Source organism: Microvirga sp. ACRRW (assembly GCF_022346925.1).
In the GTDB taxonomy this organism is placed as follows: Bacteria; Pseudomonadota; Alphaproteobacteria; order Rhizobiales; family Beijerinckiaceae; genus Microvirga.
The window spans coordinates 63,247-84,795 of record NZ_JAKRNJ010000007.1 but is presented as its reverse complement, the minus strand read 5'-3'; the positions used below and the strand labels follow the sequence as shown (position 1 = coordinate 84,795).

23 protein-coding genes and 1 tRNA gene are annotated in these 21,549 nt (G+C 61.6%); 16 read left to right on the top strand and 8 right to left on the bottom strand.

Annotation, left to right across the window (positions count from 1 at the left end; translation table 11 throughout):
* Positions 1-118 precede the first annotated feature (118 nt).
* Positions 119-1,192 carry an alpha/beta fold hydrolase gene (locus MHY87_RS15960; protein ID WP_370644957.1) on the top strand — a complete coding sequence of 358 codons (1,074 nt, stop codon included), beginning with the start codon at positions 119-121 and terminating at the stop codon, positions 1,190-1,192.
* On the opposite strand, the gene hisN is transcribed toward MHY87_RS15960, so the two are convergent.
* Positions 1,112-1,894: a histidinol-phosphatase gene (hisN, locus tag MHY87_RS15955; protein ID WP_239353450.1), complete on the bottom strand. Its 783-nt coding sequence runs from the start codon at positions 1,892-1,894 to the stop codon at positions 1,112-1,114. The genes MHY87_RS15960 and hisN overlap by 81 nt on opposite strands.
* A 103-nt stretch (positions 1,895-1,997) precedes the next feature.
* Between hisN and MHY87_RS15950 the strand changes: the two genes are divergently transcribed.
* A complete protein-coding gene (locus MHY87_RS15950; protein ID WP_239353448.1) occupies positions 1,998-3,266 on the top strand; it encodes an MFS transporter in 1,269 nt (422 codons plus the stop codon).
* 165 nt (positions 3,267-3,431) lie between these two features.
* On the opposite strand, the gene MHY87_RS15945 is transcribed toward MHY87_RS15950, so the two are convergent.
* Entirely contained in the window at positions 3,432-4,322 is an 891-nt protein-coding gene (locus tag MHY87_RS15945) for an N-formylglutamate amidohydrolase (RefSeq protein WP_239353446.1), read from the bottom strand.
* 173 nt (positions 4,323-4,495) lie between these two features.
* On the opposite strand from MHY87_RS15945, the gene cpdR reads away from it, so the two are divergent.
* From cpdR to MHY87_RS15915, 6 genes are all read left to right on the top strand, one after another.
* On the top strand, positions 4,496-4,852 hold the full coding sequence (cpdR, locus tag MHY87_RS15940; protein WP_091137443.1) for a cell cycle two-component system response regulator CpdR: 357 nt from the start codon (positions 4,496-4,498) through the stop codon (positions 4,850-4,852).
* Between the two features lie 200 nt (positions 4,853-5,052).
* Positions 5,053-5,127 (top strand) — tRNA-Val (locus tag MHY87_RS15935).
* Positions 5,128-5,171: 44 nt separating this feature from the next.
* Entirely contained in the window at positions 5,172-5,297 is a 126-nt protein-coding gene (ykgO, locus tag MHY87_RS15930; RefSeq protein WP_009763379.1) for a type B 50S ribosomal protein L36, read from the top strand.
* Positions 5,298-5,427: 130 nt separating this feature from the next.
* Positions 5,428-6,039, top strand: coding sequence for a tetratricopeptide repeat protein (locus tag MHY87_RS15925; RefSeq protein WP_239353444.1), 612 nt, complete (start codon positions 5,428-5,430; stop codon positions 6,037-6,039).
* Positions 6,040-6,099: 60 nt separating this feature from the next.
* A complete protein-coding gene (locus MHY87_RS15920; protein ID WP_239353442.1) occupies positions 6,100-7,074 on the top strand; it encodes an alpha/beta fold hydrolase in 975 nt (324 codons plus the stop codon).
* Positions 7,075-7,282: 208 nt separating this feature from the next.
* Positions 7,283-7,945 carry a class I SAM-dependent methyltransferase gene (locus MHY87_RS15915; RefSeq protein WP_239353441.1) on the top strand — a complete coding sequence of 221 codons (663 nt, stop codon included), beginning with the start codon at positions 7,283-7,285 and terminating at the stop codon, positions 7,943-7,945.
* Positions 7,946-8,343: 398 nt separating this feature from the next.
* Here MHY87_RS15915 and pyk read toward each other — a convergent pair whose 3' ends face one another.
* The 3 genes from pyk to MHY87_RS15900 form a co-directional block, all read right to left on the bottom strand.
* Entirely contained in the window at positions 8,344-9,780 is a 1,437-nt protein-coding gene (gene pyk, locus MHY87_RS15910; RefSeq protein WP_239353440.1) for a pyruvate kinase, read from the bottom strand.
* A complete protein-coding gene (locus MHY87_RS15905) occupies positions 9,777-10,244 on the bottom strand; it encodes a DUF1036 domain-containing protein (RefSeq protein WP_239353439.1) in 468 nt (155 codons plus the stop codon). The genes pyk and MHY87_RS15905 overlap by 4 nt, the downstream gene beginning before the upstream one ends.
* 205 nt (positions 10,245-10,449) lie before the next feature.
* A complete protein-coding gene (locus MHY87_RS15900) occupies positions 10,450-11,373 on the bottom strand; it encodes a DMT family transporter (RefSeq protein WP_239353438.1) in 924 nt (307 codons plus the stop codon).
* 107 nt (positions 11,374-11,480) lie between these two features.
* On the opposite strand from MHY87_RS15900, the gene MHY87_RS15895 reads away from it, so the two are divergent.
* The 5 genes from MHY87_RS15895 (at position 11,481) to MHY87_RS15875 (ending at position 14,193) form a co-directional block, all read left to right on the top strand.
* Positions 11,481-12,314: an N-formylglutamate amidohydrolase gene (locus MHY87_RS15895; RefSeq protein ID WP_239353437.1), complete on the top strand. Its 834-nt coding sequence runs from the start codon at positions 11,481-11,483 to the stop codon at positions 12,312-12,314.
* An 11-nt stretch (positions 12,315-12,325) separates the two neighbouring features.
* Positions 12,326-12,631, top strand: a complete 306-nt coding sequence (locus tag MHY87_RS15890) for a DUF1244 domain-containing protein (protein WP_239353436.1) — start codon at positions 12,326-12,328, stop codon at positions 12,629-12,631.
* Positions 12,632-12,694: 63 nt separating this feature from the next.
* Positions 12,695-12,955, top strand: coding sequence for a DUF2312 domain-containing protein (locus MHY87_RS15885; protein WP_239353435.1), 261 nt, complete (start codon positions 12,695-12,697; stop codon positions 12,953-12,955).
* A gap of 516 nt (positions 12,956-13,471) precedes the next feature.
* The gene (locus MHY87_RS15880) at positions 13,472-13,879 is read left to right on the top strand and encodes a hypothetical protein (RefSeq protein WP_239353434.1); all 408 of its coding nucleotides are present in this window, start codon (positions 13,472-13,474) and stop codon (positions 13,877-13,879) included.
* Positions 13,876-14,193 carry a cytochrome c gene (locus tag MHY87_RS15875; RefSeq protein ID WP_239353433.1) on the top strand — a complete coding sequence of 106 codons (318 nt, stop codon included), beginning with the start codon at positions 13,876-13,878 and terminating at the stop codon, positions 14,191-14,193. Before MHY87_RS15880 ends, MHY87_RS15875 begins: the two co-directional genes overlap by 4 nt.
* 99 nt (positions 14,194-14,292) lie before the next feature.
* Here MHY87_RS15875 and MHY87_RS15870 read toward each other — a convergent pair whose 3' ends face one another.
* From MHY87_RS15870 to MHY87_RS15860, 3 genes are all read right to left on the bottom strand, one after another.
* The gene (locus MHY87_RS15870; RefSeq protein ID WP_239353431.1) at positions 14,293-14,574 is read right to left on the bottom strand and encodes a hypothetical protein; all 282 of its coding nucleotides are present in this window, start codon (positions 14,572-14,574) and stop codon (positions 14,293-14,295) included.
* Between the two features lie 549 nt (positions 14,575-15,123).
* Positions 15,124-15,522: a Spy/CpxP family protein refolding chaperone gene (locus tag MHY87_RS15865; RefSeq protein WP_239353429.1), complete on the bottom strand. Its 399-nt coding sequence runs from the start codon at positions 15,520-15,522 to the stop codon at positions 15,124-15,126.
* A 318-nt stretch (positions 15,523-15,840) separates the two neighbouring features.
* Positions 15,841-18,639 (bottom strand): SH3 domain-containing protein, encoded by a 2,799-nt coding sequence (locus MHY87_RS15860; protein WP_239353427.1) that lies wholly within the window; start codon positions 18,637-18,639, stop codon positions 15,841-15,843.
* 694 nt (positions 18,640-19,333) lie between these two features.
* Here MHY87_RS15860 and MHY87_RS15855 point away from each other — a divergent pair.
* From MHY87_RS15855 to MHY87_RS15845, 3 genes are all read left to right on the top strand, one after another.
* Complete coding sequence (locus MHY87_RS15855) at positions 19,334-19,765, top strand: lipocalin-like domain-containing protein (protein WP_239353425.1); 432 nt, start codon at positions 19,334-19,336, stop codon at positions 19,763-19,765.
* A gap of 170 nt (positions 19,766-19,935) precedes the next feature.
* Positions 19,936-21,081 (top strand): calcium/proton exchanger, encoded by a 1,146-nt coding sequence (gene cax / locus MHY87_RS15850; RefSeq protein ID WP_239353423.1) that lies wholly within the window; start codon positions 19,936-19,938, stop codon positions 21,079-21,081.
* Between the two features lie 10 nt (positions 21,082-21,091).
* On the top strand, positions 21,092-21,526 hold the full coding sequence (locus tag MHY87_RS15845) for a potassium channel family protein (protein ID WP_239353421.1): 435 nt from the start codon (positions 21,092-21,094) through the stop codon (positions 21,524-21,526).
* Positions 21,527-21,549 lie beyond the last annotated feature (23 nt).

Here is a 21,549-nt window from a genome sequence, read left to right as displayed (position 1 = left end):
TCCGGGAAGCGTGACGCCGATTGGCCGCCACAACCACGAAATGGGAATAGATAGGTTTCCGTTCAAGAGGCTCGCCTCATGGGGCGAAAGCGCCCTATATGAATGCAATAGCCTTCTCATGAGACCTGCCGTGGAATTCTTCCCCACCCCCGACAATCCCGTGCCCGGCGAGCCGGTGCTCACCAGCATCACCACCGCCGACGGCATCGCCCTGCGCGTCGCCTATTGGATGCCTGAGACCGATCAGCCCAAGGGCACGGTCTGCGTGCTGCACGGCCGCGCGGAGTTCATCGAGAAATATTTCGAGACGGTGAGCGATCTCTTGAAGCGTGGCTTTGCGGTCGTGACCTTCGACTGGCGCGGGCAGGGGCTCTCAGGGCGGCAGGTGAAGAACCCGCGCAAGGGCCACGTGCGGCGCTTCGCCGATTACCGGCATGACATCGAGGCCGTGCGCGATCAGATTCTGATGCCGCATATGCCCGAGCCGCACTTTGCGCTCGCGCATTCCATGGGCGGAGCGATTGCGCTGAACGCGGCCTATGAAAGCTGGCTCCCCTTCCGCCGGCTGGTGACCACCACGCCGATGATCGCGCTCTCCCTCGTCAAGCGTACGGGCGGCGCGACTTTCCTTGCGCGCTTCTTGAGACTGCTTGGGTTCGGCAAGATGTTCGTGCCGGGCGGCGGCGAAACGTCGATCTCGACACTGCCGTTCAAGGGCAACCGCCTCACGAGTGATCCGGCGCGCTATGCCCGCAATGCCGATGCCGCGACCGCCATCGGGCCGGGCGCCATCGGCGCGCCGACGGTGGCATGGATGGATGCCGCTTTCCGCTTCATGAAGTGCTTCACCGCGCCGAACTACGCGCTGAAAATTCGCCTGCCGACGCTCATCATCGCGGCGGGGGAAGATCCGGTCTGCGCGACACCAGCAACCGAGCGCTTCGCGGCACGGCTGAAAGCAGGCCATGCCATCGTGATCCCCGGCGCGCGCCACGAGATCCTCATGGAACGCGACGAATTGCGCGAGCAGTTCTGGGCAGCCTTCGATGCGTTCGTTCCCGGAACGCCTGACCGGGTGTTCGAGCAGAAGCCCGATCTCGAAGCACTCGGGTTATCGGCTGAGCAGCTCGACGGCGGCGGCGTGGACCCGGCGGTCGCCCGCAGCGACGATGCGCCCGCCATTGGCGGCTGATTCACCGTCCCAGGTGGTGACGATGCCGCCCGCGCCTTCGATAATCGGAACGAGTGCGGCGATGTCATAGGGCTTGAGGCCCGATTCCACGACCAAGTCGATATGGCCTGCAGCCAGCATGCAATAGGCATAGCAATCGCAGCCATAGCGGGCGAGGCGCGCGACGCTCTCCACACGGTCGTAGGCGCGCAGATCGTCGCCTGAGAAAATGCGCGGGCTCGTGGTGGAAATCACCGCGTCTTTCAGCGAAGCGCAGCGGCGCGTCATGAGCTTGCGCTCGCCGCCGGGGCCGCGATAGGTGGCGCTGCCACCATCGCCGAAGAAGCGCTCGCCGGTGAAGGGCTGATGCATCATGCCGAAGACAGGCTGGCCCTTGTAGGTGAGGCCGATCAGCGTGCCCCAGGTCGGCAGGCCCGCGATGAAGGCGCGGGTGCCGTCGATGGGATCGAGCACCCACACGTAATCCGCGTTCTCGTTCTCCGAGCCGAACTCCTCGCCAATGATGCCGTGGGTGGGGAAGCTGCGCTTGATGAGATTACGGATGGTGACTTCAGCGGCCCTGTCGGCCTCCGTTACCGGGTCGAAGGCGCCGCCGCGGGACTTGTCCTCCGTCGCGATGGCCGTGCGGAAGAATGGCAGGATCGCCTGGCCGGACGAGGTGGCAAGCTCGTTGACGAAATGCGTGAAGTCGATGAGCCCCATGCCCGGATGTCCCTCTTTAACCTTTAGGCGGCCTTGGCCTGTTGTCGCTTCGCTTTTATCAAGCGTGGTGCGCGCGGCAAGTGAACAGCGGCATGAGGGGGACATGAGTTCGATGGATTCTGCAGCCAAGGTTGCCCCGAGCCGGTCCGAGACCGCTCTGTTCCTCATCACCTCGCTCGTGGCGCTCTATGCGGTCAGCCAATTCCTGCGCAATTCCATCGGCGTCATCGCGACCGACCTTGCCCATGAGCTGTCTCTTTCCGCCACGCAGACGGGACTTCTGTCGAGCGCCTTCTTCTTCGCCTTCGCGGCGGTGCAGATTCCCATAGGCATCCTCATCGACCGTTATGGCCCTAAACGCATCATGCTCGCGACCGCCGTGATCGCTGTCATCGGAACGGGGCTGTTCGCGCTTGCTCCCTCTGCCTCGATGCTCATTGCCGCCCGCGCTCTCATGGGCTTAGGCTGCTCCACCTTCTTCATGGCCCCGCTGGTGATCTATGCGCGGCGCTTTCCGCCGGAGCGGTTTGCCAGCCTCACGAGCATTCAGATGGGCGGCGCCAATCTCGGGACGCTTGCCGCCACCGCGCCCTTGGCGGCCTCGGCCGCCGCCATCGGCTGGCGGGGCTCGTTCCTGGCGGTCGCCGCCATTACCGTGGTTCTGGCCCTCGTGATCGTGGTTGCGGTGCCGAAGGATGCCGACACAGCCAAGGGGCGGGAGAGCTGGGCCGATGCCTTCCGGGGCGTGGCCGCCGCCGTGAAGGTGCCGTCCTTCCGGTCGGTCTTCTTCATGCACCTCACCACCTATTCCTGCTTCGTCTCCATCGTCGGTCTCTGGGGCGGGCCTTGGCTGACAGATGTGCATGGGGCGGACCTTTCCACGCGCGGGCGCATCCTGTTCCTCGGGGCAGGGGCCCAGATCTGCGGCATGTTCCTGTGGGGCGCCATGGACCGTTTCTGGGGCAGCTATCGGAAGCCGGTCCTCATCGGCGGCTCCATGGCCGTCCTGATGATGGCGATCCTGGTTTTCGTGCCCCTGGACCTCACGTTGATCTCGGTCTGGTTCGTTCTCTTCGGCCTCAGCGTCTCCTGCACGCCGATCCTCACCTCGCACGGGAAGTCCCTATTCCCCGTCCACCTGACGGGAAGAGGCATCACGCTCATGAATATCGGCACCATGGGCGGAGCCTTCCTGTCCCAGAGCATCACCGGCGTGCTCATCGACATGATGGGACGCTCAAGCTCGGGCGGTTACTCACCCGAGGGATACCGTCTCGTGTTCACGGCCCTGGGCAGCTGGCTTCTGCTAAGCTTGTTCTTTTATTTCAAGGCTATCGATCCGCATCCGAGCAGACATGCATCCAAGGCATAGCACTTTTGGATTTTGCCCTTGCAAATTGTGCAGCGCGAAGTCATTATTGCAGTGCGATATGGCGATGGCGTCGCCGTCTCGCTGCCCTTCTTGGGCGTTTCCTCCCTAAACTTCGGGCTGCTGGCAACGGCGGCCTTTTTCTTTTCTGGGCCTCGACTTCGAGGCCTACTCCGCCGCGATGCGCTTGATCGTGAATTCGCCTTCGAGATCGGCGATGACCTGGATGAAGGCCTGGGCCAGATCGTCCGCCAGCACCTCGAAGCCCGGTTTCTTCTCCATGCTGCGCTCGTCCATGTAGAGCGCCCGGTTGATCTCCACCTGCAAGGCATGCCGGCCAAGGGCGGGCTCCCCGTAATGCTCGGTGATGAAGCCGCCCGCATAGGGCTTGTTGCGCACCACCGTATAGCCGCGTCCCCGCAAGGCCGCTTCCACGAGGTCGATGAGCAGGGGATGGCAGGAGGTGCCGTAGCGGTCCCCCAGAACGATGTCGGCCTTGATCCCATCGTCCCGGCTCACGCTGGAGGAGGGCATGGAATGGCAATCGATGAGGATCGCATGGCCGAACAGGTCGCCCGTGCGCCGCAGGAGCTGGCGCAGGGCCCGGTGATAGGGCTTGTAGAGCCACTCGATCCGGTGCAGCGCCTCATCCACGGAGAGCCGTGAATGATAGATCTCCTGTCCATCGGCGACGATGCGCGGGATCGTGCCGAGGCCGCCCGCCACCCGCATGGAGCGGGTATTGGCAAACGGCGGCAGCCTGCCGTCGAACATGCGGGAATCGAGCTCGTAAGGCTCCCGGTTGAGGTCGAGATAGGCCCTGGGAAAGCGGGCGGCCATCAGGGGCGCGCCCAGCTCCGTCACCGCGGCGAAGAGCTCGTCCACATAGGCATCCTCCGACCGGCGTAGGGCCACGGAATCGAGGCGCGAGGCGGCGAGGAAAGAGGTGGGATAGACGGCGCCCGCATGAGGAGCGTTGAAGACGAAGGGAATCGTCTGCGCCGGGGGCTCGCTGAGGACAAAGGGGGGATCGAACTCGTCGACGATGGCTGGCCGCATGAAAATCAGTCGTTCTGGAAAGAAATCGGCGTTTGCCGGTAGTGTAAGGCACGGGCGGCGTCTGTCCATGACAATATCATGAGAGCTTCAGTCCTTCTTTCACGGGTTATTTACCCTTCAGGCGGCATGAAGAGGCATCATTTCATTCGCCACGATTCGGGGCTTGGCAGCCGATGAAGATCCTCCTTGCTGAAGACGATAACGACATGCGGCGCTTTCTGGTGAAGGCGCTGGAGAACGCAGGCTATGAGGTAGCCCCGTTCGACAACGGCCTTTCCGCCTATAACCGCCTGCGCGAGGAGCCCTTCGAGCTTCTTCTGACGGATATCGTCATGCCGGAAATGGACGGCATCGAGCTGGCCCGCCGGGCCACCGAGCTCGATCCGGACATGAAGGTCATGTTCATCACCGGCTTTGCCGCCGTGGCCCTCAACCCGGATTCCCAGGCTCCGAAGGATGCGAAGGTGCTCTCGAAGCCTTTCCACCTGCGCGATCTGGTGAGTGAAGTCGAGAAAATGATGGCAGCCTAAGGCATCGGACCGGTCCGATGCCTTCTCTTTGAAGGAGAGCATCGTCTGGTGCGGACCCGAAGGGCCACGTCAGTGAAAACCGGAACCACTTTTCCGCACGATGCTCTAAAAAGGTTGCCAATCATGACTTGCGCATATGCCCAGTTCTGGGTATATCGCCCCCCACAGCCGAGACGGGACGTCAAACATCACCGTTTCCCGGGCGCGTAGCTCAGCGGGAGAGCACTACGTTGACATCGTAGGGGTCACAGGTTCAATCCCTGTCGCGCCCACCATTTTCTTTTTTCCGGCCTTCCCGAAGGGCCGCAGGAGACCGGATATGAAGATCCGTAACTCGTTGAAGTCGATCCGCGGCCGTCACCGCGACAACCAGCTGGTTCGTCGCAAGGGCCGGGTCTACATCATCAACAAGACCCAGAAGCGCTACAAGGCTCGTCAGGGCTAAAAAGCATCGTCCGGGGAAGTGGACACCGGTTCCCCGAAAAGACGATGCGGCCTTAGAGCCTTTTCGCTGCGGCAACGCCGCGCACAAGTTTATGAATTGACGGCGCATGCCGGGATCCTAAAATCCCGGCATGCGCTTTTTTGCGTTCCTGTTGACAGCATCGCTGAGCTTGGCCGCGTATTCCGTGAATGCGCAGGATGGCGCTCGGCCCAAAGCTCCCGGCCGGGAGGCTCCAGCCAAGGAGCCGCCGCCCGCACCCAAGCCCGTGACCTTGGACACTTTGTTCGAACGCCTGTCCAAGGCTGGGTCCGAGCAGCAAGCGGAGGGCATCACCAAACTGATCGAGCGGCGCTTCGCCCGCTCCGGCTCCGACACCGCGGACCTGCTGCTGTCCCGTGCCGCTGAGGCTTTCCAGGAAAAAAACTTCCCGCTCGCCATCGAGCTGCTCGACCGGGTGCTCGCGCTGCAACCGAACTGGGCGGAAGCCTGGTACCGCCGGGCGACTGTGTTCTACCAGATCGACGATCCCGTCGGCGCCATGGCCGATCTCAGCCGGGCCCTGAAGATCGAGCCGCGTCACTTCAACGCCTGGACTGGGCTGGGTCACATCCTCATGGCCTCCGACGACAAGGCGCGCGCGCTCGAAGCCTATCGGCGCGTTCTGAAGATCAACCCGCAGGAATCGAGCGTCCAAACCATTGTGAACCGCCTGCTCCCCGATGTAGACGGGCAGGACCTCTAAGCCTGCTTCCACGTTTGCGGAATCCGCCCTACCGAAAAATGCTCTAGCCCCCGGTTCACGATGAGTTTCGCCTTCGGCCTTCCGGCAGCTTTCATCCTTCTTGCCTTGGCCGGAGCGATCTTCACGCATGCTTACGGCTGGATCATCGCGCGCCGCTATCCGCCCACAGGCCGCTTCATCGAAGCCGATGGCTGCCGGCTGCACTATCGGGATGTGGGGCCCGAAGGCACGCCCCACGGCACCATCGTTCTTCTGCATGGCGCTTCGTCCAATCTCGTCGAATCCATGCTCGGTCTCGGCGCGCATCTGGCGCGGCGCTACCGGGTGCTCGCTTTCGACAGGCCGGGCCATGGCTGGAGCGAGCGCAAGCCGGGTTTAAGCGAAGCTGAGCCTGCGCGGCAGGCAGCACTCATCGCGGAAGCGCTGCGCAAGCTTGATGTGCGGAACGCCGTGATCGTCGGGCATTCCTGGTCCGGAACCATCGTGCCGCATTTCGCGCTGGATCATCGGGACGTGACCGGCGCGATCCTCGTTCTCGCGGGCATTACGACGCCATGGCCGGGTGGTTATGCCGGTTGGTTCAAGCGATTCATCGCGTCATGGGCTGGTGTAATCGTCATGCGCACATTGGCGCTGCCCATCACACTGGTGCTGCGCCCCTGGATGAAGCGAAAGACATTCTGGCCGCAACCGGCCCCAAAGGGCATCGTGCGAAAAGGCTTCATCCCGCTCGCCTTCAGGCCGCGCGCGTATGAGGCCAACATGCATGACTTCGCCGTCATGTACGACGCGGTCTCAAAGCAGAGCGCGCGCTATCACGAGATCCGCATGCCGGTCGTGGTGGTTGCGGGAGATCGCGACGAAATCGTTTGGACGGACCTTCACAGCCGCGCCTTCGTGCATGCGGTCCCCGGCGCGAGGCTGATCCTGATGCCGGGCATCGGGCACATGCCGCAATACGCGGATGGGCAGCGGATTCTTGCGGCTATCGAGGAACTGGCGGAAGAGATTGCCTTACCCGTTCTCCAAACATGACCCTCTCACCGAGGGATTGGCGCGCCATGCGCCGCCCTTAATACCTCCTCCTTGCGGAGAGGGCTGACCGGCTCCGGGAAATTGCAAATCGTTCGCGACCGCTTCCAAGGTATTGGCGCTGTTTCTGAGCGGATTCTCCCCTCGTGACGATCTTTCCCTGCCGAATAAAAGCTAGTAAGTAGAGCCCCATTACTAATGAGGGGACGAAATGTACGGCTTTTCCGATAATGGGGCAGAAGAGTTTTCTGGGCAGGTTCTCGAATGGATCGCGGCCGTTAATCGGATTGTGCGAGACAGCGGTGCGATGCTTGAGGGCAATCTCTGCTATCATCATGCAACACAGGATCTGAGCGGCCCGCCTGATCCGACACGAGCGCACAAGCGGCGTAATTTCATCCAAGCCACGCGGGGCAAGTCTCGATTGCTGGAAGTCGGGTTCAACGCCGGACACAGTGCCATCCTCGCGTTAGCCGCTAATCCCCGCCTGCATTATGTCGGTGTGGACATTTGCAGCAATGCGTACACCGAGAAGTGTGCCGAGTATTTGGCTGGCGTTTTCGGCAGCCGCTTTGAGATGCTTAAAGGCAATTCGTTGGAGGTCCTGCCCAACATCGCGACGCATCGGAATGATGTGTTCGACGTATTTCATGTCGATGGCGGGCACGGCGAGAGCATTGCCCGAACAGACATTTCAAACTGCATCCACATCGCCCGCCGCTCCAAGCGCTGCCATCTGATCATGGACGATACTCACTCGCTGATGATCCAGCGGGTTTATGACGAGTTCATCTCCCTCGGCCACCTTCGAACGGAGACATTCGGTGGCAAGTGGAACAACAGCGAAAGCCAATTCGCCGAAATCGTCGTTTAGCGAAAGCTGAAAGCACTCGAACAAGAGCCGCCTTCGGGCGGCTTTTTCATGCCAAATCACGAGGACCAGGTGACCGTGTCGGCAAGCCAGCGCGCTCTCTTGGCACGCGGGTATGACCCTGGGGCGATTGACGGAAAGTTAGACCCAAGACATTGGTGGCCCTGAAGCCCTAGCTGCGTGATGCCGGCGCCCGCATCCTCACCCTTGAGGTGATCCGAGCCGTCTCGGACTTGTTCCGGTCATCCATACCTTGAGCCTGCTCAAAGACGGGATGGCCGCAACAGATGCGGCCATGACGCGATAGAGCTAGTGCACGCACAGGATGAAGCGAAACACTCTGACTGGCGACCCTCGCCCTCAATCCCTCCCCGCAAGGGGAGGGAGGTGTCTGCGGAGCCTTACGCCTGAGCGGCGTGCTCCTGGCTGATGAAAGCGATGCGCACCATGTTGGTGGCGCCCGGCGTGCCGAAGGGCATGCCCGCCACGATGATGATGCGCTCGCCCACATCCGAATAACCTTCACGCACGGCGAACTTGCAGGCGCGGAACGCCATGTCGTCGATGTCGCTCGCATCCTTGGTGCGGATCGGGTGCACGCCCCACACGAGGGCGAGACGGCGCGCCGTATCCTGGCTCGGCGTCAGGGCGATCAGCGTGGAGTTCGGACGCTCGCGGGCGATGCGGAAGGCCGTGGAGCCCGAGAAGGTCCAGGCCGCCATGGTCTTGAGGTTCAGCGTGTCGGCGATCTGGTGCGCGCCTGCTGCAATTGCGTCGGACCCGGTTGCTTCCGGTTCCGTGTTGAGCGTGCGCATGATCGACCAGTAGTTCTGATCCTGCTCCACCTCTTCCGCGATCTTGCTCATGGTCGCCACGGCATCGACGGGATACTGGCCCGACGCGCTTTCCGCCGAGAGCATTACCGCATCCGCGCCGTCATAGACGGCGGTCGCCACGTCGGAGACTTCCGCGCGGGTCGGCACCGGCGAGGTGATCATGGATTCGAGCATCTGGGTCGCCACCACCACGGGCTTGCCGAGGCGGCGCGCTGCGCGAACGATGCGCTTCTGGATGCCGGGCACTTTCTCGAGCGGCATTTCCACGCCGAGATCGCCGCGGGCCACCATGACTGCGTCGGAGATCTCCATGATCTCGTCGAGACGCGTGATGGCCTGCGGCTTTTCGAGCTTGGACATGACGAGCGCGCGGCCCCGCGCCACCTTCTTCACCTCGGCGACGTCCTCGGGACGCTGCACGAAGGACAGCGCGATCCAGTCGACGCCCGCATCGAGAGCGGCTTCGAGGTCCGAACGGTCCTTGTCCGTCATGGCGGCGACGGGGATCGTCGTGTCCGGCAGGCTCACGCCCTTGCGGTTCGAGATCTTGCCCGCGACTTCCACAATCGTCGTGGCGGAGCCTTCCTTCACGCTTTTGACGCGAAGGCGCAGCTTGCCGTCGTCGATGAGAACGGTGTGGCCGGGCTCAAGGGACGAGAGAATTTCCGGATGGGGCAGATGCACGCGATTCTTGCCGCCGAGCGTCGTGTCCGCATCGAGCGTGAAGGTCTGGCCGGGCTCCAGCATCACGCCGTCGCCTTCGAAGGCGCCCACGCGCAGCTTCGGGCCCTGCAGGTCTGCAAGAATGGCGATGGGCCGCTTGAACTTCGCTTCCACGGCGCGGAGGATCGCCACGCGCTCTTTCAGCTTTTCACGCGGAAGATGGCTCATGTTCAGGCGGAAGACGTCGGCGCCTGCCTGGAAGAGCTTCTCGATCATCTCCTGGGATTCGGAGGCTGGACCGAGAGTTGCAAGAATTTTCGTGCGCCGTGAGCGTCTCATGGCTGTGTCCCCCCTGGACGGTTCGTGTCAGTCAGCTGGATCGTCCAGCTCTTTTGTTCACCGGTATCGACTTCGAAGAAGCCGCTGCGATCAAAGCCTCGGGCGAGGCAATCTTCCGTGCCGCGGATCGTGAATTCCCGCTCGCGGGTGCACATGAAGGAGCGTCCGCTCCATTCACCGCCCCGGTCGTAATCGATGGCATAGATGTAATAGAAGCGGCCGCCGAGCTGACCCTTCAGCAGGGTTTCGCAGCCGCGAGCATTCAGGTTCCACCAGCCCTCCGTCACCCATCCCTGCGCATCGCGGTAGCCGAGCGCGATGCCGACGCGGCTGGGCGTCATGTTGCACAGGCGCAGGTCCGCGCGCGCAGGCGACGCAGCGAGGAAGAAGCCACCGAAAAGGAGAGCTGCCAGCGCAAGGCTTCGCTGCCGGCAGGGGGCCGATATGAGGGTCAGGGCCTTCATGGATGTCGGTTCGGTCAAAGAGTCAGGAATGAAATCGCACAATGCTTCGAGAACTATGTCGATTCCTTGTCTGTCAGAAGACGGACCGCATCAAGCCAAAACAATCAACAACAGACATTTAGCCTGCTAAAAATTTTTGGGCGTGGCCTGAAGGCGCCCTTCCTCGGCAATTTCCCTATCCGTACGGAGAGGCTCCTCCGGCCTCCTAGGGGGCCGGCCGCGCCACCCAGATCCCCAGCAGGATCAAGGCGCCGCCCAGCGACTGGACCAGACTGAGCGGCTCGCCCAGAATCACCCAACCGAAAAGGGCCGCCGCCACTGCCTCAAGGAAGATGACCAGGGACGAGAAGACCGCAGGCAGGCTCCCCAATGCGACGGAAAGCAGGCCCTGGCCCCCTGCGTGGCTGACATAGGACATGGCGAAGAGCGCCGCCGCTCCCTGCAGGGTCTGTGGCATCACGCGGCTCTCGAAGACGAGCGTGACGATGAGGATAAGGACCGAGGTGATGAGGCTGGCCTCGAACGTGACCCGCGCCGCGCCCGCCGTCCGGCGCGCCTTGCTTGCGGCGATGAAGTAGAGGCCGAAGAAGAAGGCCGTGGCGAGCCCATAGAAATCGCCCGCCAGACGGGCGGGGTCCGCCTGCATGCTCTGGCCGATCAGAGCCGCACCGCCGAGAAGGCAAAGGCTTAAGCCGATGAATGTGCCGCGCGAGACCTTCTGCCGGAACACGAGCCACACGACCAGCACCACGAAAAGCGGGGCCATGGTGGCGAAAAAGGTGGCGTTGGCCACCGTGGTCTTGAGAATGGCGAGATGCCAGAACAGCAGATCGCCGGTAAAGACAATGCCGGCCAGGATGGCGGCTTTAGAGAACCGCACGCACGGCGCATCCTTGGACGCCTTCCGCTCCTCGATCCGCATCCAGGCATAAAGCAGCGGCAGGCAGAGCGTGACGCGCCAGAAGGCGCTGGCGAAGGGGCCCACATCGGCTGGTGCCCCGTCCATGCTCGAAGAGGCGAAGCGCACGAAGATGGGCGATATGCCCATGGCGACCGCACCGAGGCAGAGGGCTGCAAAAGCGGCGGCGAAGCCGGTTTCCGGCTTGGCGGGTGTGGATGTGGAGGACATCTCGTCTTTCGTGAGAGTGTTGCGCGGATGGTCGCGTTGTCACGGTTCGGCGCGCAGGGTAAGGATTTTCATCCACCGATCAATGTCCTGTTTGTCAGCCTTTCATCATGTCCGCCTCCGTTGCGCTCAAGCGCGCTGAACCCGCCCTTGAGCCCCATCCTGTCGAGATCGTCGAAGGCGCTCTCGAATCCGGCATTCTCCTTCTCTGCGATCACGCCTCCAACGGGGTACCGCCCGACTTGGGCGATCTCGGCCTGCCGGAAAGCGAATTCCAGCGCCACATCGCCTATGACATCGGGGCCGCCGCCGTGACCCGCTCGCTGGCGCGGCGCCTCAACGCTCCGGCGATCCTCACCCAATTCTCCCGCCTCATCATCGATCCCAACCGGGGGCGGGACGACCCGACCCTCGTGATGCGCCTCTCGGATGGGGCCGTGGTGCCGGGCAATGCCAAGGTGGACGAGGGGGAAGTGCAGCGCCGCATCGCGCGGTTCTACGATCCTTACGATGCCGCGATCTCGGACGCGATCCGCAAGGCTATGGCGGCGGGTCATCCGCCGGCCATCGTGACCGTGCACAGCTACACGCCGGTCTGGCGCGGCTGGCCGCGCCCCTGGCACGTGGGCATCCTTTGGGATGCGGACGAGCGCTATGCCAAGCCGCTTCTCGAAGGCCTCATGGCCGAGGAAGGACTCGTGGTCGGCGACAACGAGCCTTATGATGGAGCGCTCGCCGGCGATACCATCGATCGCCATGCCACGATCGGGGGCCTCGCCAATGCGCTCATCGAGATCAGGCAGGATCTGATCGCCTCGGACGAGGGGGCGGAGGAATGGGCCGAGCGCTTCGCCCGGCTGCTCAAGCCCCTTGCTGCGCAAGCGGATTTGAGGAAGCCGGCCGTCTTCGGCACGCGGACACGCGAGCGTCTGCGCCAGCAGTAAAGGAGAGCGCCATGAAGGGTCTCGATGCCGGAACTCGCACGGAACTGGAAGCCGCGGCCTTCCGCAGGCTGCTGGAGCACCTGCGTGAGCGGACGGATGTGCAGAACATCGACCTCATGAACCTTGCGGGCTTTTGCCGCAACTGCCTGTCGAACTGGTTGAAAGACGCCGCCGATGCCAAGGGCGTGACGCTTTCCAAGGACGAGAGCCGGGAATACGTCTACGGCATGCCTTACGAGGAATGGAAGGAGCGCCACCAGAAAGAGGCGTCCCCTGTCCAAATGAAGAGCTTTGAGGAATCGAAGCCGGGGCATTAAACCGGCTTCAACCAAATTGAGATTAACACTGGCGCCAACGCCATCAAGACAAGGGGCTTCATCATGGATGACGCAGCTTTCAATACCGAATCCGTCGCAGCCGACCAGCTGAAGGCCTTCATCGAGCGCATCGAGCGTCTCGAGGAGGAAAAGGCCGGCATCGCGGGCGACATCAAGGACGTCTATGCCGAGGCCAAGGGCAACGGCTTCGACACCAAGGTCCTCCGCAAGATCGTGTCCCTGCGTAAGCGCGATTACGCCGAGCGCCAGGAAGAAGAGGCGATCCTCGAGCTCTACATGCAGGCCCTCGGCATGATCGGCTAGTTTCGTGGGTGTTGCGCTTGAAATACCTCATGCGCGACAGACACGAGACGGCTTAAATCGCCAGCCAGATAAGGATCTTGGAAGTTTCGGCTTGCAATGCAAGCCGTCTTCCAAGGCCGCCTGCTCACAGGAGCAGATGGGATCCAGCTATTTGGAAAACCGCATCGGTGGCTGCGCTGACTAAGCTCACCAAAAGCGTTCTGAACGGCTCTTCGTGTACGCACGGCCCCGTCAGATGGTTTGGCCTCCATTCGCGACACCGGGCTGACCCCATCCCGCACTTTTGCAGCGCCGGATCGACGGCATTCGGGAACGCGCGGGCGTAGTTGCGCGGCGGTCCAGGCGGCCGCACTCCAGCGATCCGGGAGACTTTGAAGCATAACCCCAATGAGCAGGACCGGCTGAATCCCATCCCGGCGACATTGATCGGGATCAAGGCAGTCGAACGGCACATCTCTAAGCTTTGCCACAATAGCGAGGTCTGCTTGAGACGCGCCCCGAAACTGGGAGGGAAAAGTGCTTTATCATGTCACGCTTCACTTGGCCCGCAGCAGAGAATTTCCCGAAGGCAGCCCGCGCTACGGCTATGAGATCACCGCGCCTCTCGATGCGCAGGGACATCTGGACCAGGAAGAGTGGGCCGATAAACGGTCCTATTGCCGGGTCCGCCGCTTCTGGGCCGACGAGGGAGAGCGGAACGGTGTTCTGATCCACCGGCCGGGCGGAGCCGGCGGAGCGACCTGGATGATCGACTACAACCAGGATCGTCCAGGCGACGAGGAGGCCGGCTATCGGCTCAACCAGCATCGTTTTGCGCAAGGCGAGTACGTCACCATCCAGGATGACGACGAGAAACCCTACACGTTTCAGGTCGTGTCCGTGAAACGGGCCGAGGCTTTAAAGGCAGAGGAGCATCGATCATGAAACACCTCGCTCTGGTCGGCATTGCGCTCACGCTCGGCGCGTCCACAGCCATGGCTCAGTCTGGGCGTGCGCAGCGCGGGTTGACCTTTGCGCAGACGAACTGCGCCCAATGCCACGCCATCGGGCGCTTCGGCGACAGCCCGATCCCCGAGGCGCCACCATTCCGGACACTGCACACACGCTACCCCATCGAGGATTTGGCGGAAGCTTTTGCGGAAGGCATCACGACGGGACATCCTTCCATGCCCCAATTCCAGCTCGATCCGGCGCAGATCAACGACCTGCTTGCCTATCTGCAGTCCATCCAGGGCTAGAACCGGATTTACCTCACCACGAGGACCGGGATCTCAAAGTGCGCGAGCACCTTCATGGTCTCGCCCTTTTTGGAATCATGCGATCCCTACCGCGTCGTATCAGCTAAAGCTGGCTCTGACTTGGTTCTGAATTGCTTCCAGCTCGGCTAGATAGAACGCTCGGCGCTCCCGATGACGTTGCCGAAGCCCAGCGATCATTTCCCGCTTGAGGCGTTCATCCCTTGTGCTGCGTTCGATGGCATCGATCTTCTGCTCATAGGCGACATCAATATCAGCCAGGATGGCCAGGAGTGATTGGATCCAGGGAAGAATGTCGGGCGAATACACACGATCCCTGGCTGCTGTTTCTTCAAAACGCGGGTGCTGCACATCGACTTGCATGGCGTCCTCCGCTGTTGCTCCAGATTTTAGGCTTCTTCCGCGCGATGCTGGTTTCAAGTCAATCAGGACATTTCGATCAGCATGCGGCAGCTTGGCGGTTCTCTTCCTCGACCCGGGCAAAGCCATGAATTGTTGAGACGCACCATGGGGATTTTCCTTGCTCTCGATCAAAACGAAGGAACAACGGAGTGCATATGAAACCGGAGATTAAGGCCATGAATCGATGGGAAAGCTGCGATCTCCCGGCACGATGAAGACGTCGGTAACGCCTTGCTTTCAGCTCTCCGGCGAGAGATGGCCTACGTCAGCGAGGCTGGCCTCGCATCGGCATTGCGGCTCCTCCATAGGTGTCGTTGCGTATCCCCGGTGATTGGGTTGCCTGGGACAAGACATAGTTCGGCGGCTGCGAGACCGAACCCGGACCGGAGCTTGAGACGCAGCCTGTCAGTACAAGACTTGCCGCAAGCACAGTAATCATCGTCCGCATGGTATCTCCTTGATCCGCAATTGGGCTATCCGAATGGTTCACTAGGAGCGCCGCCGATGCGCCTAGTGAGCGAAAATCCAAAGATCGATCTCTTCTTCGTCATCCGAATCCATGCGCCGATTTTCCATCGCGGCTCGGAATCCCTCGATGGCGTGCACTGTCACGAGACGCAGCCGCGTCTTCTGGTCGGGCGTTAGACTCTGGTAGAGCGGTTGCCAGGCATCGGCGAGCTTTCTCAAGCCTGCCGCGCGCTCCGTCAGGACATCGGCGCGCTGGCGGTAGAGCTGCACCGGATCGACGTCTCCCGGTTGGCTCATGCGCTCTCCGAGCGTGGCGAGACGACGATAGCGTGTCTCTGCCCTGGCGCGGATCGCTTCTTCCACGGCGGGCCAGAGTTTCTCCTGATCCGGCGTGAGTTGCAGCGCGGCCTTGATGGCGCCGACCCGAATGTCTGTCAGCATCTTGAAGTCGGCTTGGCCTAGTCGTCCGGAACCCGGCCTGCTGCCCGGGGCGGGAGGAGTTTGCTGGGCATGGATTGCAGGCGCACCAACGATTAACAGGGCCGCTAAGGCTCCGATCATTCCTTTCCGCATCTCAGTCTCCTGCCTCTCCAATTGATAGTCAGCTTAGGCACCGGACCGTCTCTTGCTTGACGGGTTGGGACACTTTCTTGTCAGTTTGGGCCACAGAGATGTGTTCCCTGTTCGCGCCGTGAATGCATCAATCACGGACGGTCTTCTGCTGATGGTCGTCAGGAGTAATCGTGTCTGCACGATCCCTTAGCGGCGGCCACCACCTCTGCCGCCGCCGCCCCTGAATCCGCCTCCTCCGCCACCTCCAAAGCCCCCTCGTGGTCCCATGCTTCGTGAAGGTCCGAAGGATGCCGAAGGAGAGAACTGCGCCGGTGGCCTGGTGTACTGCCTGCTCGCCATCTGCCGCTGATTGCCGGTGTAGCGCGCCTGCGCATCATGCGTGACATTCGACGGAACCGACGGGCGTTGCGCGGCGGGGCGTTGTTGCGTCTGAGCAGGGCGTGGCTTCGTTGTCTGCCGTTGTTGCGATGCAGGCCGTTGCTGAGCTTGCGGGCGGTCCTGCGCTGCGCGGCGCTGCTGCGTTGTGTCGCGCTGCTGCGCGGCTTGTCGCTGTTGTGGCGCCGGGCGCTGCTGAGATGTCTGACGCTGCTGTGCGCGCTCGCGGGTGGCATTGGTGTTGGCAATATCCCTGTGGGCCTGGTTATCGCCGCTCAAGCGCTGACCGATCGCGGCGCCCGCCGCACCGGCGGCGCCGGCTCCGGCAAGACCTCTGAGCGCTTCGCCTCCGCCCCGTTCCTGAAACCGCTCGCGCGCTTCAGGCGAGAGGGCTTCGCGCCCTTCACCGCGCTGGAGCAGATCTCCGCGCTCCGGCCGTCCTACATCCTGCCAGCCGCCATCGAAGCGCTGCCATCCGTCGCCGGTATTGCGATAGACATTACCGTCGCGCCCGGCATAGATGTCGCCGCGACGGCCTTCGCGAATGAAGCCCTGGCCGTTGGACGTGTTCCAGCGCAGCGATGAGCCACCCGCCAGGTTGTCGCGAGCTGTCGCGAGCGCCCATTCGGATCCGCGCTTCACTCCAGCCGATTTCCAGGCGCCATAGACGTTGCGCCCGCCGGCCACGAATCCAGCCCTATCCGTGCGCGGGTTGTATGCGCCGACGAAGCCTGCCGAACCTCGCGGTCCCCATGCGGCTCCGGCGCGGGCGTAAGTATCCGTGCGCGGGTTCCATGCCCGTGCGCCCGCGATCCCCCGATAAGGACCATAGGCATAGCCATAGCGGCCGTACATGCCACGGACAGGATTGTAGTAGGCCCCAAGTCCCCAGGTGAAGGGGCGCGGATAATAGATCGGATAATTGTAGCCAGCCCAGTTGTACCAATAGGGCGGATAGAGCCAGCCTGTTCCGTACACATAGGTGCCCCAGGCAGGGAAACCATAAAGATAACCCATGGTGTAGCTGTACCAGACCGCATCGGGTTCGGTGTCGTATACGCGCACATAGGTGGCGTTGTAGACGGGCGAGGATGGCGGGATCTGATAGATCGCTTCCGGTACCTCGCGAGAAAGCTGCCATGGGCCATTTGGATTGTCTGCCACGAACCAAACGCCATCCTGCAGCAGGAAGTATCGCTCGCCGACCTTGATTACGGTCTCGGTCGTGTTCGTCGCATAGGAAAGATCGGTCGTCTCGATCGACGCGAACTGAGCATCGCCGGTATAGGCGATCGTTGGAGTGATCGAGCCGTTCTCGACACGCGCCGTTGTGGGAATGCTGGCTTTCAGCCGCGCCTCGGCGCTCTCAGATGTTCCCGGCACGGATGAGCGCACGGCATAATAGGGCGCATCTTCAGGGATGTTGCGGAAATCCGCAGGTAGATCCGGCGTGGCGAATGTCCATGGGCCATCAAGCGTTGTAGCGCGGAACCAGCGCCCGGACAGGAGCACGTACCAGTGCTTTCCGCTCTTGTCGAAAAAGACATCGGACTCACTGTTCGATGCCCATTGGAGCGCCGTCCCGGGAACGTCCTGGAGCGCAGCCTTGCCGTTGAACAGGATCAGCTCTGAGGGCTTATTCGCGGTGATGACTTTCGGCATGGTGTCAGCGGCATAGGGCTCGGGCGGCATGGCGCTGCGTGCATCCGACCAGTTGCCGTCGTCAGGCAGCTCCTTCAGCAAGTCAGGGAGTTGGGATACCGATGTCCAGGGTCCCGTGATTGCAGCTGCCGTCAGCCAATGCGTATCATCGCGCAGATAGAGCGCGCCTCCCTCATCGACACGGAAGAGATCCCAGTTCGTATTGACCACGAACGAAAGACCGGACTTACCTTTGACCGGAGCATAGGCAGGATCGCCATCGGTCTGCAAAAGAAGTGCGGGAGATGTCGACACGAAAATCGGCGGAGCATCGGCCTTGAGACCCTGCACGTCGGTCATGCGCTTCTGTTCTGCGAGACTTGCCGTTATGCGCGCCTCCGACACCTTAATCGGGCCTGTCGGCAGAAGCTTTCCTGTCTCGACCGACAGGGTCGTCAGATCCTCCCGGCCGAGACCGGAGAAGTTCAGATCGGTCACGGTGATATTCGTGATCACGACCTCGTCCGAATCCTCGTCATAGGAAGTTGTCCCCTTCAACCCGATCACGCCGAAAACCGGAGTAGCCTCTGGCGTTTTCAGGAACTGAGCCGCCGCCAGCGCCTCGATTGATTTGAAATCGGTCCACTCGGTGAATTGCGGTTGGTAGAGGATCATGCGGCCTTTTCCGGTTTCGTAGGATCGCGGCCAATCCTCGGAATTCTTGTTTTCCTGGAGGTAGCGCCCACTGACGAAGCCGTTGCGTCCGTCGACGGTGACGGCACACCAGCTTCCAGCATCCTCGCAATCGCCGATGTCGATGGCGGTGCCGGCTGGAAGCGTACGAAGAGAGGAGAATTGCGTGCCCGGCCCTGAGCGAAAATTGACGCTGCTCGTGGTGACGCCTGGGGTTGCAAGACATGATGCGGATATCATGAGCGGAACAATTGAGAGCGCTATGATCTTTTCCATCTCGTCAGTCCTCGATGCAAAACCATTGCCGCTAGACCATAAAATATGGAGATTGGCTCACGGCGGATAACGACCTGATCAGTTTATCCATGAACTGTGTGAGCCTTCGCGTTTTCTCTCCTCTTTCTCGGCTTTCCTTTTTACTCCGCAACGACAACCCGCTTAGGGGAGCGCCACCATCTTCCAACGTCCGTCAAGCTGTCGATGCGTGGGAGGCTATATTCCTTAAGGCAGCAGATTCATGCAGGTGCAATCGCTTGGATAGGACATGAATCAACTCGGCATGAGCCTGCAAAGCTCTCTCCACGTTTTCGCTGAGACTCATTCCCGTTAAGACGCGAAGATGCTCTTGCTCCTGAGCAATTCGTTTTCGAATACTGATCGGATTCGTATGTTTTTCTGCCTCTCTCCGCACCCATCCTTGCCCACTGTGGGTATACGTCTTTTTCATTGAAACTCCGTCCATAGGAATGTCCAGTCTCCAAAGATTAACATCCTTGCGGACGAAACTGAATAACTCTGAAGACGTAGCCATAGGGTGTGGCGCAGGACTGCATCTCACCCGTAGAAATCCAAGAAACGCGCTCGCGCAAGGACGGCACAGCTTCGCGCGAGCAACTCGATCGACCACTAGGGCAATGCGGGTGATGAGAAATCTGCTATTCTATCGGGCCTGCATTCCGGGAGGTCGACTATGCCTGAGGCTTCGGCGCTGCTCGGCACATGGCAGATGGTCTCTTGGCGCAAGAAGGTGCTCGCCACGGGCGAAGTCGCGGACGCCATGGGATCTGACCCGATCGGCTATATCGCCTACCATGCCGATGGTCGCATGATGGCCTTGGTGCTGAAGCGCGACCGTCCGCCCCTCATGGGCCTCGCACCGACAGACGAGGAAAAGATCAGGCTCTTCGATACGATGCTGGCGTATTCCGCGACCTATACTCTCGAAGGAGATAAGGTTGTCCATCATGTCGATGCAGCATGGAACCCAGCCTGGGCAGGAGCCGATCTGAACCGCCCATTCAAACTCGACGGAGACAATCTCATCATCAGTGGCGCGCCATCGAAGGATCCTGCAACGGGCGAAGATGTCATCTACCGCATTGAGTTCATCAAAGTCCGCTAATCGTTGATCACCGCTCGTGCAGGGAACGAATCGAGGCTGTGTCGGGATTGCGTCAAGTTGCGCGTGTCCCAAATCGTCAACGGAATGTCCCCGCCGATCAAGCACCGCGCCCAAGCCGGATTAGGGTTGAGCATCTGTTGGCCGTAGGCTGGAACGGGGATAATGGGCTCATGACGCAAAAACCCTATTCCAACGGACAATCCATGGCCTTGGCGCCTTTAGGCAGGTCATCCCTGTTCAGGCCGTCTCTCCTGTGGCTTCTGGTTCTAGCGCCTGCTGCCGCTATTCTCGACCGCATTGGCACCCTCCCGGCCGGCGTTGTGTTTTTCTGTGCCGCCTTGGCGATCGTGCCGTTCGCAAAACTCATCGTCCAGGGAACCGAGCAGGTCGCGGCCCACACGGGTTCCGCGATCGGTGGTCTGCTCAACGCCACCTTCGGGAACCTGCCGGAGCTGATCATCGCCATGGCTGCCCTCCGGGCTGGTCTGCTGGAGATGGTGCGCGCCTCCATCGTCGGGGCTCTGCTCGCCAATCTTCTGGTGGCGCTCGGACTGTCCTTCTTGCTGGGCGGCCTGCGCTATCACAGCCAGGAGTACAACCCGAATGCCGTCCGCACCTATTCCTCGACGATGGTGTTGGCGTGGATCAGCCTGGCGCTTCCGAGCGCGTTTCATCGCGCTCTTGAGACGGAGCCCCACCTCGGCGTGCACGCGACCCTGGATCTGGTCGTGGCGGTCGTCCTGTTGGGCCTCTACGGGCTGTTTCTGCTCTACTCGCTGCGAACCCACCCGGAGACCTTCACTGAGCTGAACGCGCCTGCTTCGCATGAAGAGGCCGAGGAGCATCCTAGCCTCGCACGGGGCGTCACAACCTTGCTGATCGCGTCGCTCGGCGCAGCCTGGATGAGCGAACTACTCGTCGGAGTGGCCGAACAGGCTGGGCATTCGCTCGGCATGTCGCAGATGTTCATGGGCGTGATCGTGCTCGCGCTCGTCGGCGGCGCGGCCGAATCCGGATCGGCCATCGCCATGGGGCGAGCGAACCGTCCGGATCTCAGCATCGGCATCGCTCTGGGAAGCTGCGTACAGATCGCCCTTTTCGTGGCGCCGATCCTTGTGCTGGTTGCGCCAATCCTGGGGCAACCCCAATTCCAGCTGACCTTCTCACAGGCTGAGATGTGGATGCTGTTCGGGGCAGTGTTGCTCGGAGCGACCGTGACCACGACGGGCCATTCCACTTGGTTCCGGGGGGCGCAACTGCTCGCGCTCTACCTCATCATCGCTGCCATTCTCTACCTGATCCCGGCAACGCCTTAGGACGCTGAAAATGTTGCGGCAGCTTCTTCTCGGCGGGATCGTCAGCCTGGGCAACATCGCCATTCATGCCATCGTGATGACGACAGTCGTAGGAACCGCTCGTAACGCCTTGAAGTGGCATCGCAGGCGATCTCAGGCCTGGCTTGCCGCGGTCATGGTCGCAACCGTCGGGGTGCTGATGGTTGCGCATGTCGCCGAGGTGATGACCTGGTCGCTTGCCTATACGGCCTTGGATGTGGTGCCTGGCGGGACGGATGTTCTGTACTTTGCTTTCGTCAACTACACGACGCTCGGCTACGGCGACGTTGTTCCCGTCGAGCGCTGGCGCTTGCTTGGTCCGATGGCCGCCATGAACGGCATATTGCTATTTGGCTGGTCGACGGCGGTCATCTTCGAGGTGCTGCGGCAGGCCGTGCGCAGTCATGAACGCATGGGCGGATCGTGAATGCCGGACCAGGATAACCAGGC

Excerpts from the sequence above, each read along its gene's own strand:
- MHY87_RS15870 (WP_239353431.1), bottom strand. The coding sequence starts at position 14,574 with ATGCAAGTCGATGTGCAGCACCCGCGTTTTGAAGAAACAGCAGCCAGG.
- MHY87_RS15865 (WP_239353429.1), bottom strand. The coding sequence starts at position 15,522 with ATGCTGACAGACATTCGGGTCGGCGCCATCAAGGCCGCGCTGCAACTC.
- MHY87_RS15905 (WP_239353439.1), bottom strand. The coding sequence starts at position 10,244 with ATGAAGGCCCTGACCCTCATATCGGCCCCCTGCCGGCAGCGAAGCCTT.
- MHY87_RS15895 (WP_239353437.1), top strand. The coding sequence starts at position 11,481 with ATGTCCGCCTCCGTTGCGCTCAAGCGCGCTGAACCCGCCCTTGAGCCC.
- ykgO (WP_009763379.1), top strand. The coding sequence starts at position 5,172 with ATGAAGATCCGTAACTCGTTGAAGTCGATCCGCGGCCGTCACCGCGAC.
- MHY87_RS15915 (WP_239353441.1), top strand. The coding sequence starts at position 7,283 with ATGTACGGCTTTTCCGATAATGGGGCAGAAGAGTTTTCTGGGCAGGTT.
- MHY87_RS15885 (WP_239353435.1), top strand. The coding sequence starts at position 12,695 with ATGGATGACGCAGCTTTCAATACCGAATCCGTCGCAGCCGACCAGCTG.
- MHY87_RS15855 (WP_239353425.1), top strand. The coding sequence starts at position 19,334 with ATGCCTGAGGCTTCGGCGCTGCTCGGCACATGGCAGATGGTCTCTTGG.
- MHY87_RS15920 (WP_239353442.1), top strand. The coding sequence starts at position 6,100 with ATGAGTTTCGCCTTCGGCCTTCCGGCAGCTTTCATCCTTCTTGCCTTG.
- MHY87_RS15860 (WP_239353427.1), bottom strand. The coding sequence starts at position 18,639 with ATGGAAAAGATCATAGCGCTCTCAATTGTTCCGCTCATGATATCCGCA.
- MHY87_RS15950 (WP_239353448.1), top strand. The coding sequence starts at position 1,998 with ATGAGTTCGATGGATTCTGCAGCCAAGGTTGCCCCGAGCCGGTCCGAG.
- MHY87_RS15925 (WP_239353444.1), top strand. The coding sequence starts at position 5,428 with ATGCGCTTTTTTGCGTTCCTGTTGACAGCATCGCTGAGCTTGGCCGCG.
- cpdR (WP_091137443.1), top strand. The coding sequence starts at position 4,496 with ATGAAGATCCTCCTTGCTGAAGACGATAACGACATGCGGCGCTTTCTG.
- MHY87_RS15900 (WP_239353438.1), bottom strand. The coding sequence starts at position 11,373 with ATGTCCTCCACATCCACACCCGCCAAGCCGGAAACCGGCTTCGCCGCC.
- hisN (WP_239353450.1), bottom strand. The coding sequence starts at position 1,894 with ATGGGGCTCATCGACTTCACGCATTTCGTCAACGAGCTTGCCACCTCG.
- pyk (WP_239353440.1), bottom strand. The coding sequence starts at position 9,780 with ATGAGACGCTCACGGCGCACGAAAATTCTTGCAACTCTCGGTCCAGCC.
- MHY87_RS15845 (WP_239353421.1), top strand. The coding sequence starts at position 21,092 with ATGTTGCGGCAGCTTCTTCTCGGCGGGATCGTCAGCCTGGGCAACATC.
- cax (WP_239353423.1), top strand. The coding sequence starts at position 19,936 with ATGACGCAAAAACCCTATTCCAACGGACAATCCATGGCCTTGGCGCCT.
- MHY87_RS15960 (WP_370644957.1), top strand. The coding sequence starts at position 119 with ATGAGACCTGCCGTGGAATTCTTCCCCACCCCCGACAATCCCGTGCCC.
- MHY87_RS15890 (WP_239353436.1), top strand. The coding sequence starts at position 12,326 with ATGAAGGGTCTCGATGCCGGAACTCGCACGGAACTGGAAGCCGCGGCC.
- MHY87_RS15875 (WP_239353433.1), top strand. The coding sequence starts at position 13,876 with ATGAAACACCTCGCTCTGGTCGGCATTGCGCTCACGCTCGGCGCGTCC.
- MHY87_RS15945 (WP_239353446.1), bottom strand. The coding sequence starts at position 4,322 with ATGCGGCCAGCCATCGTCGACGAGTTCGATCCCCCCTTTGTCCTCAGC.